15 protein-coding genes and 3 pseudogenes are annotated in these 17461 nt (G+C 71.2%); 15 read left to right on the forward strand and 3 right to left on the reverse strand.

Features of this window, described 5'->3' with window-relative positions; translation table 11 throughout:
* Positions 1–28 precede the first annotated feature (28 nt).
* A pseudogene (locus IE321_RS43260) lies at positions 29–389 on the forward strand (transposase); the annotation flags it as partial.
* A gap of 475 nt (positions 390–864) precedes the next feature.
* Here the strand turns inward: IE321_RS43260 and IE321_RS33405 are convergent.
* A complete protein-coding gene (locus IE321_RS33405) occupies positions 865–1341 on the reverse strand; it encodes an Lrp/AsnC family transcriptional regulator (protein ID WP_190225651.1) in 477 nt (158 codons plus the stop codon).
* 236 nt (positions 1342–1577) lie between these two features.
* On the opposite strand from IE321_RS33405, the gene IE321_RS33410 reads away from it, so the two are divergent.
* The 7 genes from IE321_RS33410 to IE321_RS33435 all read left to right on the forward strand — a co-directional run bounded on the left by IE321_RS33410 (position 1578) and on the right by IE321_RS33435 (position 8510).
* Entirely contained in the window at positions 1578–2459 is an 882-nt protein-coding gene (locus IE321_RS33410; RefSeq protein WP_190225652.1) for a polysaccharide deacetylase family protein, read from the forward strand.
* Positions 2456–3502 (forward strand): C45 family autoproteolytic acyltransferase/hydrolase, encoded by a 1047-nt coding sequence (locus IE321_RS33415; RefSeq protein ID WP_229916654.1) that lies wholly within the window; start codon positions 2456–2458, stop codon positions 3500–3502. The genes IE321_RS33410 and IE321_RS33415 overlap by 4 nt, the downstream gene beginning before the upstream one ends.
* 67 nt (positions 3503–3569) lie before the next feature.
* A complete protein-coding gene (locus IE321_RS42395) occupies positions 3570–3989 on the forward strand; it encodes a VOC family protein (RefSeq protein ID WP_229916656.1) in 420 nt (139 codons plus the stop codon).
* Positions 3986–4741 (forward strand): SDR family NAD(P)-dependent oxidoreductase, encoded by a 756-nt coding sequence (locus IE321_RS33420; protein ID WP_190225665.1) that lies wholly within the window; start codon positions 3986–3988, stop codon positions 4739–4741. The genes IE321_RS42395 and IE321_RS33420 overlap by 4 nt, the downstream gene beginning before the upstream one ends.
* Before the next feature lie 285 nt (positions 4742–5026).
* Complete coding sequence (locus IE321_RS33425; protein WP_190225653.1) at positions 5027–6061, forward strand: Rieske 2Fe-2S domain-containing protein; 1035 nt, start codon at positions 5027–5029, stop codon at positions 6059–6061.
* Entirely contained in the window at positions 6058–6990 is a 933-nt protein-coding gene (locus tag IE321_RS33430; protein WP_190225654.1) for a PDR/VanB family oxidoreductase, read from the forward strand. Before IE321_RS33425 ends, IE321_RS33430 begins: the two co-directional genes overlap by 4 nt.
* 32 nt (positions 6991–7022) lie before the next feature.
* A complete protein-coding gene (locus IE321_RS33435; RefSeq protein ID WP_190225655.1) occupies positions 7023–8510 on the forward strand; it encodes an APC family permease in 1488 nt (495 codons plus the stop codon).
* Positions 8511–8813: 303 nt separating this feature from the next.
* On the opposite strand, the gene IE321_RS33440 is transcribed toward IE321_RS33435, so the two are convergent.
* The gene (locus IE321_RS33440) at positions 8814–9080 is read right to left on the reverse strand and encodes a hypothetical protein (RefSeq protein WP_190225656.1); all 267 of its coding nucleotides are present in this window, start codon (positions 9078–9080) and stop codon (positions 8814–8816) included.
* Between the two features lie 400 nt (positions 9081–9480).
* On the opposite strand from IE321_RS33440, the pseudogene IE321_RS33445 reads away from it, so the two are divergent.
* A pseudogene (locus tag IE321_RS33445) lies at positions 9481–9738 on the forward strand (integrase core domain-containing protein); the annotation flags it as partial.
* A gap of 29 nt (positions 9739–9767) precedes the next feature.
* Here IE321_RS33445 and IE321_RS33450 read toward each other — a convergent pair.
* Positions 9768–9998 (reverse strand): annotated as a pseudogene (locus tag IE321_RS33450) (HNH endonuclease); the annotation flags it as partial.
* Between the two features lie 429 nt (positions 9999–10427).
* Between IE321_RS33450 and IE321_RS33455 the strand changes: the two are divergent.
* The 6 genes from IE321_RS33455 to IE321_RS33480 all read left to right on the forward strand — a co-directional run bounded on the left by IE321_RS33455 (position 10428) and on the right by IE321_RS33480 (position 17031).
* A complete protein-coding gene (locus IE321_RS33455) occupies positions 10428–11261 on the forward strand; it encodes a polyphosphate polymerase domain-containing protein (protein WP_190225664.1) in 834 nt (277 codons plus the stop codon).
* The gene (locus IE321_RS33460) at positions 11258–11941 is read left to right on the forward strand and encodes a DUF4956 domain-containing protein (protein WP_190225657.1); all 684 of its coding nucleotides are present in this window, start codon (positions 11258–11260) and stop codon (positions 11939–11941) included. The genes IE321_RS33455 and IE321_RS33460 overlap by 4 nt, the downstream gene beginning before the upstream one ends.
* A complete protein-coding gene (locus tag IE321_RS33465) occupies positions 11941–13725 on the forward strand; it encodes a CotH kinase family protein (RefSeq protein WP_190225658.1) in 1785 nt (594 codons plus the stop codon). The genes IE321_RS33460 and IE321_RS33465 overlap by 1 nt, the downstream gene beginning before the upstream one ends.
* Positions 13726–13902: 177 nt before the next feature.
* Positions 13903–14658 carry a response regulator transcription factor gene (locus IE321_RS33470; protein ID WP_229916658.1) on the forward strand — a complete coding sequence of 252 codons (756 nt, stop codon included), beginning with the start codon at positions 13903–13905 and terminating at the stop codon, positions 14656–14658.
* Positions 14655–16259 carry a sensor histidine kinase gene (locus tag IE321_RS33475; protein WP_190225660.1) on the forward strand — a complete coding sequence of 535 codons (1605 nt, stop codon included), beginning with the start codon at positions 14655–14657 and terminating at the stop codon, positions 16257–16259. Before IE321_RS33470 ends, IE321_RS33475 begins: the two co-directional genes overlap by 4 nt.
* Positions 16228–17031, forward strand: a complete 804-nt coding sequence (locus IE321_RS33480; protein ID WP_190225661.1) for a fumarylacetoacetate hydrolase family protein — start codon at positions 16228–16230, stop codon at positions 17029–17031. The genes IE321_RS33475 and IE321_RS33480 overlap by 32 nt, the downstream gene beginning before the upstream one ends.
* Positions 17032–17461: the final 430 nt, after the last annotated feature.

Genomic DNA, 17461 nt, shown 5'->3' on the forward strand with positions numbered 1-17461 from the left:
GCAAGGAGCTTGATCACCGAGCGGACTGGGTCTGCCCATTTCCGTCGGAATCTCGGGCGCGAACCCCGCGCGACAGCCGCGCCCTGATCTCCCTCGCCCACCGGCATTCCGCCGATCCGCTCCCGCCGTGGACGCGGGCGACGCAAGCCGGGAAGCGGCACACGGACAAGGGATACCACTACCCCCACCTGCGGCGGTGGTTACGCGGACGCGGCACCATCCACCGCATCGCCCGCGAAGGGATCGCGTCCTCACAGCGGCTGGGCCGGCACCGCTGGACCGTCGAACGCACCGTGCCCTGGCTCGCCGGCTGCCGACGCCCCAACCGACGCCACGCACGCAAGGCCGACCACTTCCTCGCATTCACCAGCTTCGCCCGCACCCTCATCTTGGGGCAGCATGACGCGGCCACCTGCGGCTGCGTCGCCCCCGACCGCATTCCGTGCGGCGCGAGCCGCTCACGTACCCGGCGGTGACGCCTGTGACCTGTCGCCGGCCGCTCACTGTGTGCGGGAGTCCGACGTGGCGGATGCCGCCAGGGCCGGGGCGGCGTGAGGGCGGGGCAGGAGCCCGACGGAGCTGGTGACGCGCTATGCGCGGGAGTCGAGCCGGAACCCGAGAGGGGGAGGCGCCTGCGGCCGCTCAGCCGTGCCGGGCGGGCTTGGCCGGGGAGACGGGGAGGCGGGGAGAACGCGGCCCCCAGGTCGCCGTTGCCGCGACCCCGCCGGATGCCTGTGCTTGAACGGCGGCCTGGGCGGGTGCCACGTCCTGCCCGGACGTCGCAAGCGGCCTCCGGCTCCTGAGGTACGACGATGTCCGCCGCCGTTCCCCGATGGCGCCGGTGACCGCGGGGCGCCGCGGCCACTACCCGGCGGTGGTCTTCTCGCCCTGCCCGTTCCTGTCGAACCACAGCTTGTGCACGGCGATCTCAAGGGTGCACTCCGTCTCCGTCACGCCCTCCAGGGGGCGGACGTGCTCCTGGAGGAACCTCCACAGTGCGGCGTCGTCGGTGGCCAGGACCTGGGCGAAGACGTCGGCCCTGCCGAGGGTCGTCGAGACGTAGCTGACCTCGGGGCGGGACGCCAGCGCTTCGACGACGGCGTCGTGGTGCTCGGGCGTCACTTTGAGGAACAGCAGGGCCAGGCGGGCGGTGTCGAACCGGCCGGGGTCGGCGAAGGCGGTGATCTTCAGGACGCCCGTGTCCTCGAGGCGGCGGTAGCGGCTGCGTACCGTCCCCTCGGAGACCTCGAGCGATCGGGCGATCTCCCGGAACGCCCGGCGTCCGTCCTGCTCCAGCTCGGCGATGATCGCGCGGTCCAGGTCGTCGAGTTCGGTGGTCATGGATCCGATCTTAGAGGGCCGAACCTCGCGCAGGGCTCGCTTTGCGCACGTCCTATGGCTCTGCTGTGCGCATTGCGTATCGAGGATCCATCAATCTGCGGATCGCGTAGCTCTAGCCCCTTGTGTTCACGCGTAGCGCGCCCTACCGTCTCCTCATCACGCAATGCGCATCTCGGGGCGGCTTTCATTGCTCCAATGCGTAGCGAAGTATGTGTTTGGATACGCAAGGAGTCGTCATGCCCCTGCCGCGCCCTGCCCCGACCGCTGCGGCATCACTCGCGGAACCCGATCTCGCCTGGCCCGACGGCGCCGAGGCGGCCGTCTCCTTCACCTTCGACGTCGACGCGGAGGCCGGCTGGCTCGGCGAGGGGGAGGCGTACTCCCGTCGGCTGACCACTCTCTCGGAGGGACGCTACGGCGTCGTCCGGGGCATGCCGCGCATCCTGCGGCTGCTCGCCGAGTACGAGACGCGCGGCACGTTCTTCGTGCCCGGCCACACCGCCGAGCTGTATCCGGGGATGGTGGAGGACGTCCTGGCGGCCGGGCACGAGATCGCCCATCACGGCCACATGCACCTGCGCAGTGACAAGGTGTCCGCCGCCGAACAGCGGGCCGAGATCGAGAAGGGCCTGGCCGCCCTCAGTGCCGCAGGGGCGCCCGTGCCGACCGGCTACCGGTCGACGTCGTGGGAACTGACCCCGGAGACCTTCGGACTGCTCGTCGAGCACGGCTTCGGCTACGACTCGTCGTGCATGGGCGACGACCGCCCCTACTACGAGACCCACGCGGGGGGTTCCCTTCTCGAACTGCCCGTGCACTGGTCGCTGGACGACTGGCCGCGCTACGGCTGGAACATCGACACCGGCGGCAACCAGGCCGCGCCCGGGGAGCTGTACACCTCCTGGCTCACCGAGTACGAGTGGGCCAAGGCCGAACGGCGCCACGTCTGCTACACCATGCACCCCGAGGTGATCGGCCGGCCTCAGCGTTTCGCCGAACTCGCCCGGCTGGTCGCGGCGGTGGCCGAGGACGGCCACGCCTGGACCGTTCCTCTCGCCGACGTCGCCGCGCACGTCCGCCCGCTGATCCCCGCGCCGCACGCGGCGGTGCCCCGATGAGCGGCGGCCACACGCGGTTCCGCTCGGAGATCGCCGGGCCTCGGGAGCGAGGGGTCGAGTTCGGCGAGACCTGGCGCGACCGGGTGGCCGCCACGGTCGACGGATACCGGGAACTCTTCGCGCGCGGCGGCGTGCGCGACCTGCACACCGCGGGGACCCGCGTCCTCCTCGCCGTCGAGACGTGGGCGCCCTACCTCGCCGACGAGATCCGTGGCATCGCGGACGGCGCGGGTCTGCCCGCCGAGACGATCGCCGCGCTCAACGCCCGTACCGAGATCCTCGCGAGCACCCGTACGGGAGGCGAGTGCTCGACGATCGTCGCCCTGCGCGACGGCGACGAGCAACCGGTGGCCGCACAGAACTGGGACTGGTACGCAGGGCACGCGGCGAACTGGCTGGAGTGGGAGATCCCGTACCCCGACGGACGGCGCACCACGACCCTCACCGAGTACGGGATCGTGGGCAAGATCGGCGTCAACGACCGCGGCGTGGGCTGCCTGTTCAACATCCTCCACCACCGCGCCGACACGGGCACCCACGGCGTGCCCGTGCACGTGGTCGCCCGCCGGCTGCTCGACGAGGCCGACACCGTCACCGACGCCCTGCGCGTCATCGGCCGGGCGCCGGTATCCGCGTCCACCACGATCACCGTGGTCGGCGGGCGCCGCGCCGGACGGAGCGCCGTCGCCGCAGAACTCTGGCCCGAGGGCCCCGGGCACGTTCTCCCCGACCCCGACGGGATGCTCCTGCACACCAACCACTTCCTGAGCAGGCCCGGCGCGGACGGCGACACCGAACCCCGCACCGACCCCGACACCCTCGTGCGCTATGAGGTGCTCCGCCGGACCCTCCACGGACGCGGCCGGGACCTCGCGGTCGGTGACGCCCTGGCCGCGCTGGCCGACCACAGCGGCGGCGTCTGCGTGCACGCCCCCGAGGGGCGCGCCGACGCCTTCCAGACGCTGGCCGCCGTCCGCATCGACTTCACCACCTGCGGCCTGGACATCCACCCCGGCCCGCCCTGCCGCACCCGCGGCGACTGAACGGCACACCGAAAACACACCCGCAAAGCACACCCGCAAAGCACGATCGAACACCTGGGAGCGAGACATGCTTCGGCTGAAGCGCATCGACAACATGGACATCCTCACCCACGACGTCGGACGGCTCGTGGACTTCTACCACGGCGTCCTCGGACTCGGCTTCCACCTGCCCTACGTGCCCGAGGAGAAGTGGGCCGCGATCGACCTGGGGAACCTGACGCTCTACCTCTTCACGTCCGAGACCGGCGAGCACGAGCCGCGCCGCACCGAGATCAACGCGGAGAACGCACCCGGCCTGGACTCCTTCGCGTTCGAGGTGGACGACCTCGACATCGCGTACGCCGAACTGGACGGGCGCGTCGAATGGGTCACCGAGGACGAGATCGTCTGGAAGCACCCCTCGGGCGTCTGGTACCGCTACCGCCCCTTCTACGACCCCGACGGCAACATGCTCTACATCACCGAGCCGCACGGAGCCACGGCGTGAGCGCCCCCGGCTCCCTCGCCGGCCGCCGGGCCCTGATCACCGGCGCCGCGCGCGGCATGGGCCACATCCTCGCCCTCGACCTCGCCGCCCGCGCCGCGGCCGTCGCGCTGGCCGACCTCGACGCCGCCGAACTGCACCGCACGGCCGAAGAGGTCCGGCGGGCCGGCGGAAGGGCCGAAGCCTTCACCGCGGACATCACCTCGCGCGAGCGGGCCGAGGAACTGGTCGCCGACGCCGCCGGGACTCTGGGCGGGCTCGACGTCCTGGTGCACAACGCCGGGCTGATGTTCTCCATGACCGGCCTCGCCGACACGGACGACGCCGACTTCGAGCGACTCCTCGCGGTGAACGTCCACGCCCCGCTGTACCTGACCCGGGCCGCCCTGCCGCACCTGCGCGCGAGCGAGGCCGCCCGCGTCATCTTCGTCTCGTCGCAGTGGGGACAGGTCCCCGACGGCCACTCCTACGGCTACATGGTCTCCAAGTCGGCGCAGCTGGGTCTGATGAAGACGCTCGCCCAGGAGTTCGCGGGCGAGCGGATCCTGGTCAACGCCGTGGCGCCCGGAGCGGTCGCCACCCGCATGGTCCCCGATGCCCACTACGAGGCCGAGGTCGCGGCCGTACCCATCGGGCGCCTCGCCCAGCCCTCGGAGATCTCCGAGGTGGTGGCCTTCTTCGCCGCCGACACGGGTGGCTTCATCACCGGCCAGACCATCCCCGTCAACGGCGGCGCGCTCGTCGTCGGCATCTGACCCAGGCCACCGGCCTCAGGCCTCAGGCATCGGACCCCGGTTGCCGGCCTCGGCCACCGGCCCCAGGCGCCCGATCCCGGGCGCCGCCCCCGGGGCTATCCGGCCTCGGCCACCGGCCTCAGGCATCCGCCCCCGGGTATCGGGCCGGAGTCACCGGCGTGCGGCGTCCGAGGCCCGGCTCCGATCCCGGGTGTCCGACCTCAGCCACCACCGCCCCCAGGCACCGGCCTCAGGCATCCGCCCCCAGTCGTCCGTCCCCAGGCATCTGTTCCCAAGGAGCCCCTCATGTCCTCCGACCTCACCAAACGCGATCAGGCTGAACGTGCCATGCGCCATTCCTGGTTCCCCGTCGCCCGCTCCACCGACCTCGCCACGCCGCAGGCGGCGACCCTGCTCGGCGAGAAGCTCGTCGTCTGGCGCTCGTCCGACGGGACGGCCCGCGTCAGCGCCCGGCGATGCCCCCACCGGGGCGCGGACCTGTCGCAGGGCGTCGTCACCGACGGATCGCTCGGCTGTCCGTACCACGGCTGGCGCTTCGACGGCGCCGACGGCCACTGCACCAGCATCCCCTCGCTCGCCGACCAGTCGGGCATCCCGCCGAAGGCCGCCATCCGCACCTACCCGGCCGTGGAACGGTTCGGACACGTGTGGACGGTCCTCGAGGAACCGGTCACCGAGCTGTACGACCCCGAGGAGTGGCGCGACCGGGACCTGGTCTGGCTCGCCGCCGACCCCCTCTCGTCCTCGACCGGCGTCGCCGTCGCCATCGAGAACTTCCGGGACGTGGCCCACTTCCCCTTCGTGCACCAGGTCTCCATGGGCCCGACGCCCGAGGTCGTCGAGCCGCTCCAGGTGCGCCGCGACGGCATCGACGTGCGCATGGACCACCAGCTGGACGCCGGCTCCGGCGACTGGGCGGCGCAGGGCGACTGCCTCATGTCGTACCACTGCGTCGCGCCGGGCCTCGCCTCCATCAGCTACCGCTACGCCGTGGCCGGGCTGCGCGTGGTGGCGGGATTCCCGTCCCCCGTTTCGTACGACGAGGTGCGGATCTTCTGGGGCGTCGCCAACGAGCGGGACTTCAAGGGAGCTTCGCTGGAGGAGTGCCTGCGGGTCGAGGAGATGGTGTACCTCGAAGACCTGCCGATCACCGCGAACATCGAACCGCGCGAGGTGCCCTGGGACGCGGAGGTGCCCGAGTTCTCGGCCCCCGCCGACCTGTTCACGCTCAACTACCGGCGCGCCTTCCACGAACTCATGCGCAGGACGGCCGAGTTCGTGGAAACGGGCACGCCGCGAAGCGGGGTATCGGCACCGTGACCGCACCCGCCGACGCCCCGCGCGAACTGCGCGTCACCGCCAGGGAGGACGCCGCCGACGGCGTCGTCGCCCTCACCCTCGCCGACCCGGCGGGCCGGCCGCTGCCCGCCTGGACGCCCGGCGCCCACGTCGATCTCCACCTGGCCGACGGGACGATACGCCCGTACTCGCTGTGCTCCGATCCTGCGGACCCGTCCCGGTACCGCATCGGCGTGCTCCGCGTCCCGGACGGCCGGGGCGGCTCGCGGCGCGTCCACGACGAACTGCGCCCGGGAACCCTGCTGCCGGTCTCCGCGCCACGCAACCGGTTCGCCCTGGTGGAGGACGCCGAGGAGTACGTCCTGATCGCGGGCGGCATCGGCATCACTCCGCTGCTCCCCATGGCCCGCCGGCTCACCGAACTGGGCCGGCCCTGGCGGATGCTCTACGCGGGCCGCTCCCGCACCACGATGGCGTTCGTCCGGGAACTGCCGGACGAGAACGTCACCCTCGTGCCCGAGGACGAGGCGGGCCGCCCCGACCTCGCCGCCTACCTCGCCCCCCACCCGGCGGCGACGGTGTACGCCTGTGGTCCGGGCGGCCTGCTCGACGCCGTACGCGACCTGCATCCGGGGCCGGTGCACACCGAACGGTTCGCCGCCGCCGCGGCTCCGGCCGCCGGGGACACGTTCACCGTCGTGCTCGCCCGGTCCGGAACCGAGGTCGTCGTCACCCCGGAGCGCAGCGTGCTCGACGCGGCGCGCGACGCGGGGGCGCAGGTGCCGTCCTCCTGCGAGATGGGCATCTGCGGCACCTGCGAGACCAAGGTCCTGGCCGGGGCCCCGGACCACCGCGACGACCTGCTCACCCCCGACGAGCGGGCCACGGGCGACTCCATGATGATCTGCGTCTCGCGCAGTGCGGGCGCACGCCTCGTCCTCGACCTGTAACCCCCGTCTTCCGCACCCCTGAAGGGGCACCCATGTCTGCTGCTCCGCTCTCCGGGCCACGCACGCCGGAAGAGGACGTCGCACCCGCGCTGCCGAAGAGGATGCGCTGGTACGACGGTTTCGCCCTGTCCCTCACGATGCCGGCCGCCCTGGTCGCCTCGCTGGGCGGCTCCATCGCCGGCCTCGGCGCCTGGGGCGCCGTGGCGCTGTGGGCGACCGCGATGGTCCTCGCGGCCGTCACCAACTGGATCTACACCGAACTCGCGGCCATGTTCCCGGAGTCGTCCGGGGGCATCGCCCACTACGCGACCGAAGGGTGGAAGCGGCGTGCCCCCGTGGTCGGGCCGCTGGCGTCCTTCGGGTACTGGTTCCCGTGGACGACCGCGCTGTCCGTGTACGCGGGGATCGTCGGCTCGCTGGTCCAGGCCCAGTGGTTCCCGGAGCAGCGGTGGAGCCTGTCGTTCGGGCCGTTCGAGATCGCCTTCCCGATCCTTGTCGGGCTCGGGGTGATCGTGCTGCTGTTCGCGGCGGCGATGGTCGGGCTGCACGCCGCGATGTGGGTCGTCTATGTCACCGGCGCCATGCTGCTCGTGCCACTGCTGGTGTTCATGGCCGGCCCGTTCCTCAGCGGAGAGTGGGACGCCTCGCGGCTCCACTGGAACCTCCACGGCGCCGCGGGTCTGCACGAGGCGCTGGTCTGGCTGTACATCATGGCGTGGACCTGCTTCTGCGTGGAGGTGTGCGCCACCTTCGCGCCGGAGTACCGGGACACCGTCCGCGACACCTCGCGGGCGCTGCGGGCGGGCGCCCTGTTCGGTCTCGGCGTCTTCGTGCTCATGCCGCTGGCCCTGGCGGGATACGTGGGTGAGGAGCCGATCGCGGAGGATCCCACGACGTTCTACGTCGGGGCCTTCCAGGACCTCATCGGTGGCGGGGCCGATCTGATGGTGGTGTTCCTGATCGGCTCGCTGCTGCTCATCATGGTCACCGGCCTCGCGGACGGCTCGCGGGTGCTCTACACGATGGGCGTCGAGGGGACCACGATCCGCCAGTTCGGGGTGCTGAACAAGCGGGGCGTGCCGGTGCGGGCCCTGGTCGTCGCGCTGGTACTCAACGTCCTCACACTGGCGTTGCTGAAGAGCCCTCTGGCGATCATCGTGGCGGGCAACCTCGGCTACATCCTCACCCACGTCCTGGCCCTTTCGGCCTTCGCGCTCCTGCGCCGGGACCGCCCGGACGCCATCCGCCCGATCCGGCTGCCCGCGGTCTTCGTCCCGGTCGCCTGGGTCCTGGCAGCGGTGCTGAGTGTGATCCTCGTCGTCGGAGCCACGGGCTTCTCGGTCAGCGGCTACGGCGGCTACACCGAACTGGCCGTGGCGGTAGGGGTACTGGCCGTGGGCGTCGCCCTGTGGCTGTACCGGACACGAGTGCAGGACCGAGGCGTGAGCAACGGCGGACACGCCGCGGAGGAAGCCGTCCCAGCTCGCAACGTCTCTGGCGACCCGGAGGAGGCGTACTGAACCGTTCCACTCAGCGTGGTGAAAAGGAGTTCGGCCACTGCCGGCGATCCCGTGTCTCGGTGGACACGGAACTCCGCTCCGTCGCCGACACGCGGCGGGTGGCACAGGAACCGCCTCAGGGGTGGTTCCAGGGACAGAAGGCGTACGACGAGTTCGACGGGGTACCAGAAATCAGCCGTCGCCCGTCTCCGGACGTACGGGGCGTGGCAGTGGCTGACGCCAGTCGCCCAGGTTCGCGAGGAGAAACGTGCGGCTGGGGGAACGTATGTCGTCCCACGCCGGATCTGTGGCCAGGGCGTTGGCTCAGAGGCCGACGCGGCAGGCAGCGTCAATCTCGCCGAGCCGACGGCAGATGGCAGATGGCAGATGGCCGATGGCCCGAAGATGGTGCAGATCCGTGGGATCGAACGCTCTCCGCTCCGTGAGTCCCTCGGAGATGCGACACAAGAGCTCCACCTCTTCGACGACATCCTCCGTCTCCGGCTCGCGCTCGCCCAGCCAGGCAAGCTGATCCTGGGTGTCGGCTGCGAGGAGAGCCATGAAGCGCAGCGTCCAGGTGCGCAGTTTCACGTCGCCGAGATGGTTCGTCCATGCAGGATCGCACCTTCCTCCGCAATCGTGCTCGATCGCTCGGCAGGGCGGCGGCGGCCCGGCGCCCGCGAAGCTCGGATCCGTAGTGCTGCTGCGCAATCGAACGGTGCCGGCGAGCCGAGCCTCCCGAACTCGGATCAGGCGCAGGGCCCGTGAAACCGCACCGACCACAGCTCGTGTCAGATTCCGAGCGAGCTGCTGGGCGGAGTGGGTGGGCGTGGTGCTTCGGTTCCACGCTGTCCGTTCCCCTGCCCGTGGAGGCTTGCCGCGTCCCGCGCCCGCATCCGTTCGTCCCGACTCCGCTTGACCGCCGCCGTGGCCGTCACGCTCGCCGTGACGACCGCCGGCACCGTGGCGGTCCCGGGAGTGGCGGCCGCCCCGGCACGGAGTCCGCCGCAGCACGGGCCGGGTCGGCTCGAGTTACGACAACGCTCTCGCCGAGTCGTTCTTCCAGGGCCTCAAACGAGAGTTGCTCCATGGACGCCGCTGGACCTCAAAGGCACAGACCCGACTCGAGGTGTTCCGCCGGCTGTCGTACTACAACAGGCGCCGTCGGCACTCCGCCCTCGGATACCTCACACCAGCCGAGTTCGAACAACAACTGATCACGTCACGTACGCTGTCACTCGCCGCATGAAACCCGGTGTCCACTCCCCGGGATCAACCTCAGGCGTCGGCCTCGGCCTGGTCCGCGGACAGGCCCCAGCGCAGCTTCGTCGCCGTCCACTCCCCGACGTACCGGCAGTGCGCCTCGGGCAGCGGCGGCATCCACTCTGCCGGGTCCCGGTCCGCCTTCGCGCGGTTCGACCGCGCGGTGACCGCGACCAGCGAGACGGCGGCGTCCTGGTCGTTGGCGTACGCCTCCCGCCTCTTCGCAGCCCAGGCGCTCGCTCCAGCTGGCAGGAAGCGTCATTCGAACCCCGCGGTATTCCTCTGCTAGCCGGCGTGCCGACAGCTGCACCGGTGCCGTTCAGGCATCGCGCTGCCGCATGCGCAATTTTGAGAAATCTACTCCGCCAGGTGGCCTGGTACAGGACCTGAGGCGCCTCCCTCAAGGGCGTCGCAGGGCCGCAGACGGTTCCCTGGAGGCAGCTTCTGTTCATCTTTGCGCCACCTGGATTTCTCCTTCAATACACCCACATTTTTCATGGGCTCCTCATGCGCTGTTGGTTGCGTATGCCTCGTCGGTCGGTCCGCAACGTACGAACAAGGAGGCGCATGGTGTTCCTGTCGAAGGCATCCGCGGCGCGCGAGGGCCGGGCGGGCGAGGCCCGGCCGGCCGGGGACGAGACGGTCGGGATCGGGACGCAGAAGGAGCCGCTGCACGTGGCCAGCCGGCTGCACGCCTTCAACCGGTTCGAGCTGAAGTACCTGGTCCCGGTGGAGCAGGCGGCCGAGATCCGCGACGAGCTGGGGGACCGGATGGACCGGGACCTGCACAGCCCGGTCGGCGGCTACGGCGTGTGGAGCCTGTACTACGACACCCCTCAGCTCCGCTTCTACTGGGAGAAGATCGAGGGCCTGAAGTTCCGCCGCAAGCAGCGCATCCGCCACTACGGCGACCTCGACGGGGTCACCGACGAATCCCCGGTGTGCGTGGAGATCAAGCAGCGCGTCAACCGGGTCACGCAGAAGCGCCGCATCACCCTTCCCTACGGCGTGGCACGGCAGTTGTGCGACGGCCGGGAGATGGTGGACCACTCGCCGAAGGAGAGCGCTTTTGTCCAAGAGGTCCTCGAACTGATCGTCCGGCTGAACCTCCAGCCCACCGCGATCACCGGCTACCAGCGCGAGGCCCTGGTCGGCCGCGACGCCGACACCGGCCTGCGGGTCACCTTCGACCGTCGCATCCGCGGACGCGACCGGGACTTCCACTTCGGCATCCCCACGCCGGAGAACCGGTTCACGATCCCACCGCACATGTCGGTCATGGAGATCAAGGTCAACGAGCGCACCCCGCACTGGATCACCGATCTGGCCGCGCGGCGCAACCTCAACCTCGTCCGGATCTCGAAGTACGTGCAGTCCGTCGAGGCGTTCGGCCTGGCCCCGCGTTCGGTCTTCCACGTCAACGAGGCGGACTACCCGCCGCCCACCCCCACACCCACCGATGAGCAGTCGGTGCGCCATGACGCGCCGTCGAAAGTAGGAGCGCAGTGAACTTCGACCTCAACCTGCAGGAGCTGAGCGGCACGTTCAGCGTCGCCGACGTCGTGGCGGCGATGGCGCTGTCGTTCATCCTGTCCACGATGATCGGCTACACGTACCGGTACACCCACCGCAACGTCTCCTACAGCCAGTCCTACGTGCAGACCCTGGTCATCGTCGGCATGATCGTCGCCCTGATCATGCTGGTCGTCGGCTCCAACCTGGCCCGCGCGTTCTCGCTGGTCGGCGCCTTGTCCGTGGTCCGCTTCCGCAACGCGGTCAAGGAGACCAGGGACGTCGGCTTCATCTTCATGGCCATGGCGATCGGCATGGCCTGCGGCGCCCGCTTCTACACCCAGGCCGCCGTCGGCGCCGTCGTCATCTGCGCCGTCGTCCTGGTGATGTTCAAGTTCAACTGGTTCGCCCTCAACGTGCAGCGCCAGGTCGTCAAGGTCCAGGTCCCGGCCGGCGAGGACTACACCCCGCAGATCCGCGACGTCCTCATCAAGTACACCAGCGAGTTCGAGCTCGTCAGCACCGAGACGATCCGCGGCGGCGCGCTGACCGAGGTCTTCTACACCGTGCGGCTGAAGAAGGGCGCCGAGCCCGGCGATCTGGTCGGCGCGCTCCAGGAGCGGACCTCCGGCCAGCGGGTCACCGTGCTGACCGGCTACGACACCACGGACCTGTGATGACCGGCCCGACGACCCCGCGGCAGCGGGGACGGCGGCTGAAGGACCGGCTGCCCGTCCGGCTGCGCCACCACTGGAAGCCGGGGGCGGCACTGGGTATCGGGCTCGCCGCGATGGTCTTCTTCCTCGGTGACGCGCGGATCTCCCCGTACGTGACGTCCGCCTCGCGCGTCGAGGGGGACCCCATCACCGAGGACGTCCGCGGGACGGTCGACCTGTACGACACCTCCGTGCCGCACTCGATCCAGCTCACCTACAAGCAGACCGACTTCGACAAGATGATGAAGGAGTTCAAAGAGGACGGCACCAAGGACTACATCGAGGCCGACCTCGTCGTCGACGGCGTCTACCTGAACGACGTGGGGATCCGCCTCAAGGGGAACTCCACGCTGTCGTCCCTCCGGGGCGACCGGGGCATGCCCGGCGGCATGCCGGGAGGTGGGCGCGGCGGGGCCGGATTCCCCCAGGGCGGTCCGGCCGGTGCGGACGGAACGGCCGGTGGCCAGGGCGCGGCAGGCGGCCAGGGCCGAGGACAGGGCCAGCAGCCCGGTGGAGCCGGTGCCGGGGGTGCCGGTGGCGCTGCGGGTACCGGTGCCGGTCCGGGCGGTGGTGGCCCGGGCGGAGCCGGTGGCGGCTTCGGCGGGATGGTCCAGTACGACCTGTCCGCGGACAAGCCCGAGGAACTGCCCTGGCTCGTCAAGATCGACGAGTACGTCGAGGGCCGCGCCTACCAGGGCGAGCGGGAGATCTCGCTGCGTCCCGGCAGCAACGCGCAGGTCCCCCTCAACGAGGCCCTGTCCCTGTCGCTGACCGACAAGAGCGGGCAGAAGGCCGAGCGGTACGCCTTCACCCAGGTGAAGGTGAACGACCGGCCCTCCGTCGCCCGGCTCATGGTCGAGGCCCCGGACACCGACTACGCCGACGACATCGCCGACGGCAACGGCGTGCTCTACAAGGCCAAGGCGAGCGGCAGCTTCGAGTACCGGGGCGACGACCCCAGCGAGTACGAGGACTCCTTCAAGCAGCTCAACAAGAAGGGCAGTCAGGACCTTGAACCGGTGATGAAGCTCATCAAGTGGGCGAGCGAGGCGTCGGACGAGGAGTTCGCCCGCGAGCTCCACAAGTACGTGGACGTCGAGTCGCTGGCCCGCTACGTCGCCTCGCAGAACCTGCTGCTGAACTTCGATGACATCGCCGGCCCCGGCAAGAACTACCTCCTCTGGTACGACCTGGACACCAAGAAGTTCTCCGTGCTCGGCTGGGACTACAACCTCACCTTCAGCGGGGACGCGACCGCCGGACCGGACGACTCCACCGGCATGGGCGGCGGCATGCCCGGCGCCCGCCCCGGTGCCGGGACCGGAGGAGCCGGTGGCGACGGCACCACGGGCGGGACCACAGACGGCGGCACGCCGCCGAACGGGCTCCCCGAGGGGATGCCCGAGGGTTTCCCGGAAGGCTTCCCCGAAGGAATGCCGGAGGGCTTCCCCGGCGGCGACCGCGAAGGCGGCCCCGGTGGGGGCAGGGGCGGCATGTCCCACGTCCTGAAGACCAAGTTCCTGGCCCTGGACGCCTTCGACTCCGTCTACAAGAAGGCGTACCGCGAGCTGTACCAGGAGTTCTACGCCTCGGGCACGGCGGCGGAGAGCGTCGAGGCGATCGCCGAGCAGGCCCGGTCGGCGGGCGCCGGCTCCAAGGAGCTGGACACCGCCGTGACCAAGCTCACCAAGACCGTCACCGACCGCACCACGGCTCTGGCCAAGGACAAGGAAGTGACCGGCTGAGAGCGGTTCCGGCGCCCCGGACGGGCGTTCCCGGCAGGGACGTCCCGGGGCGCCGGAACACCCTTCTCACCACGCCATGGACAGGTGCGGCACAGGATGCCCGCCTACCATCGCGCCGCACGCACCGGAGCCGCCCCGCCGCGGTTCCCCCGCCCGTACCGCCGAGGTGCCGAGAACGTGAACGCCCCCCTGAACCTCCCGGCCGCGCCCGTCGGCGCCCGGCACACCGTCCTGGTCGTGGAGGACGACGCCAGCATCCGCACCCTGCTGTCCTCGGCGCTCACCGCGGCCGGGTACGCCGTCATGGGCGCGGGCACCGGGCAGGAGGCCATGTTCGAGGCGGGCAGCCGACGGCCCGACCTGATCGTCCTGGACGTCATGCTCCCCGACACCGACGGCTTCCGCGTCATCCGCGACCTGCGGGCCCAGGGCGTCTACACGCCCGTGCTGTTCCTCACCGCCCGGGCCGGCGTCGAGGACCGGATCATCGGCCTGAGCTCCGGCGGCGACGACTACGTCACCAAGCCCTTCCACGTCCAGGAGATCCTGCTGCGCATCCGCGCCATCCTGCGCCGCAGCAACACCCCGCCGGCGGAGACCGGAGGCCGACCGCTTCTGCGGTTCGCCGACCTCACCCTGGACGAGGACAGCCACGAGGTGTTCCGCGCGGGCCGTCCGCTGAAGCTGTCCCCGACCGAGTTCCGGCTCCTGGCCTGCCTCCTCGCCCAGCCCGAGCGGGTGGTGGAGAAGGCCGAGATCCTCCAGCAGGTCTGGCGGTACGGCTTCTCCGGCGACACCCGGATCGTGGACACCTACGTCAAGAACCTCCGCCGCAAGCTCGACCAGGACGCGACCCCCTTGATCCACACCGTGCGCGGGGTCGGGTACTGCCTCAGGCTGCCGCGCGACGAGACGCGTACGGCCGGCCGGTGAGACGGCTCCGCCGGCTGCGCCCGCGCTCCCTGCGCGGCCGCCTCGTCCTGACCGCCGCGCTCCTCGCCACCGGCGCCGTCCTGCTGTCCCAGCTCGCCGCCCTCACCGTGCTGCGCGGCTGGCTCACCGCCCAGGCGGACGACCGGCTCGCCCACTTCCGTCCCCCCGGCCGCGTCTACGAGGACGTCATCACGGGCAACGAGGCGCCCCGGCCCCCCGGGCCGGACACCACTCTGCCCTCGGACTACCGCGTCTACTTCTACGACCGGGACGGGAACCTGCTGCGCACCTCCCTGGGAAGCGGCAAGAGCCCCGGCCCCCGCCTACCGGCCCGGGCGGCCGAGCTGGACCTGACCGCCGGGCGGCCGAGCACCCTCCCGGCCGAGGGCGACGCGTCGGGCTCCGGCTGGCGCGTGGTCTCCTACGAGGGGCCCGACCGCATGCACGCCGTCGTCGCCCTCCCGCTGGACACCGTGGACGGCGCCACCACCAAACTCCTCTGGCTCAGCCTCGCCCTCGGCGTCGCCGTCGCCGCGGGGGTCGTCATCCTCGGAAACGGCGCCGTCCGCCTCGGACTGCGACCGCTCACCCGCGTCGAGCACACCGCCCAGCACATCACCGACGGCGCCCTGGAGCTCAACGTGCCCGTGGCGGACCAGGACACCGAGGTCGGCCGGCTCGGCCTGGCCCTCAACACCATGCTCGACCGCCTGCGCACCGCCCTGCACCGTACGGAGACCTCCGAAGCGCGCATGCGCCACTTCATGGCCGACGCAGGACACGAACTGCGCACCCCGCTCGCCGCGATCCAGGGCTTCGCCGAACTCCTGCTCGCCGAGCCCGGCATGGCCGCCGGACGGCGCCACGAGGCGCACGCCCTGATCGCGCACAACGCCGACCGCATGAGCCGGCTCGTCGACGACCTGTTCCTCCTCGCCAAGCTCGGCGAGGCACCCGTCACCCACCGGGAACCCGTCGACCTGCTCTCCCTGGCGGCAGACGCCATCGCCACCACCGCGATCAGGCACCCCCACCGCACCATCACCCTGGAACCACTCCCGGCCCTCCCCGGCCCCCCGGGACCTCCCGGGCCCGCCGGGTCCGGAGGAGAACTCGACATCGTCGAGACGCCAGGCGACCCCCACCAGCTCGCCCAGGTCCTGGGCAACCTGCTGTCCAACGCCGCCACGCACACGCCCCCCGAGACCGCCGTCCACGTCAGGGTCGGCCTCACCCGCGCTCCCGCCGACGGGAACCCGGGCAGCGGCCGGCCGCTGCCGCCCGGCACCGCCGTCTGCGTGGTCGAGGTCGCAGACAACGGCCCCGGCATCGAGCCCGACGAAGCACACCGCGTCTTCGACCGCTTCTACCGCGCCACCCCCCAGGACCGGTCGGCCGCACCGGGATTCGGGGCAGCCGGAGAGCCGGGCTCCGGCCTCGGGCTCGCCATCGCCGCCGCCATCGCCGCAGCGCACGGCGGACGCCTCGAACTGGACAACCGCCCCGGCCAGGGATGCGCCTTCCGCCTGCTCCTGCCCGATTCGACGACCGCGCCGAAGGACGACACCGATGAGGCTCACCACGATCCGCATCACCCCTGACCGCACCACCGCGGCCCGCATCGACAAGAAGCACTTCACCCCCCTGCCGCACACGGACGTGGGCGCGCTGATCGCGTCGGGCACCGACTGGGCCCGGCGCGCCGCGGCTCACACCGGCGAACGGCTACCCCTGCCCTCCGCCACGACGGAGGTGCCCCCGCTCGTCCCCGGCCGGGTCGTCCGCGTCGGGCCCAACTACCCCACACGTCTGAGGGAACTGGACCGGCAGCGCCCCACCGCGCCGTCGCTGGGTTTCGTCCGACCGTACACGGTCGCGGGCCCCCGTACGGCCGTCCCGCTCCCGGCGGTGTCCTCCCGCTGGGGCGTGGAACTCGGCGTCGTCGTCTCACACCGCGCCCACCGTGTTCCCGCCACCGAGGCCCTCCGCCACGTCGCCGGATACGTCGTCGCCACGTACCTGTACGCCCTCGGCGACCCGGCGGAACAGGACGGACCGGACGGACCGCGCCCCTTGCTCCTCCTCGGACCGGACCTGGTCACCCCCGACCACCTCCCCATCGGAGGGCGAGGGCTGACGCTGACGGCCACGCTCGACGACCGCCCCGTCCAGAAGGCCAGCACCTCGGACCTGCACTTCGACGTCGCCACCCTCCTCGCGCGCGCCAGCGACCTGACGCCCCTCGAACCGGGCGACCTGATCACCACCGGCACACCGGGCGGCACCCTCGCCCACCCCCTCAACCCCGGCCGGAACCTTCACGCCGCGATCAAGGGGCTGGGGGACATCGACTGCCTCGTGACAGACGCGTAGCCGGGTGCCCGGTCGACGGGAGCCGCCGAACCATCCCGACCTCACCACCGGGACACCAGCCAGCACACACGGACTCCCCCTCGCCCGGACAGAACCTCCAGCTCACGGTCAAAGCCTGGGCACCCTCGACATCGCGCCCACAGCACCCCGCCCCACACAGCAACAGGCGTGAGCCGACAAGGCCCCTTCCACGCCCGCATCACCGAAGCCGCCGTCTGGAACTACCAAATCCTGACCGCTGCCAGGACGTCACACGCCATCCGCCACCCCTGCAGAGGGAGAGGGCACCGTGGAGGAAGCGTCTACGGCGCCGGATCGTAGGAGACGACGGTCGTCGCGCAGTCCTCCGCGAGCCCCAGCAGCACCTCCCGCTCGGCCTCGTCGGCGGCGAGGTCCCAGCGCAGCTTCGTGCCGACCCAGGTCGCGGCAT

Source organism: Streptomyces hydrogenans, assembly GCF_014656075.1.
GTDB classification, from domain to species: domain Bacteria; phylum Actinomycetota; class Actinomycetes; order Streptomycetales; family Streptomycetaceae; genus Streptomyces; species Streptomyces hydrogenans.

Bases quoted from the DNA above. Each gene is read 5' to 3' on its own strand.
- IE321_RS33425 (WP_190225653.1), top strand. From the start codon at position 5,027: ATGTCCTCCGACCTCACCAAACGCGATCAGGCTGAACGTGCCATGCGC.
- IE321_RS42395 (WP_229916656.1), top strand. From the start codon at position 3,570: ATGCTTCGGCTGAAGCGCATCGACAACATGGACATCCTCACCCACGAC.
- IE321_RS33405 (WP_190225651.1), bottom strand. From the start codon at position 1,341: ATGACCACCGAACTCGACGACCTGGACCGCGCGATCATCGCCGAGCTG.
- IE321_RS33435 (WP_190225655.1), top strand. From the start codon at position 7,023: ATGTCTGCTGCTCCGCTCTCCGGGCCACGCACGCCGGAAGAGGACGTC.
- IE321_RS33410 (WP_190225652.1), top strand. From the start codon at position 1,578: ATGCCCCTGCCGCGCCCTGCCCCGACCGCTGCGGCATCACTCGCGGAA.
- IE321_RS33480 (WP_190225661.1), top strand. From the start codon at position 16,228: ATGAGGCTCACCACGATCCGCATCACCCCTGACCGCACCACCGCGGCC.
- IE321_RS33465 (WP_190225658.1), top strand. From the start codon at position 11,941: ATGACCGGCCCGACGACCCCGCGGCAGCGGGGACGGCGGCTGAAGGAC.
- IE321_RS33415 (WP_229916654.1), top strand. From the start codon at position 2,456: ATGAGCGGCGGCCACACGCGGTTCCGCTCGGAGATCGCCGGGCCTCGG.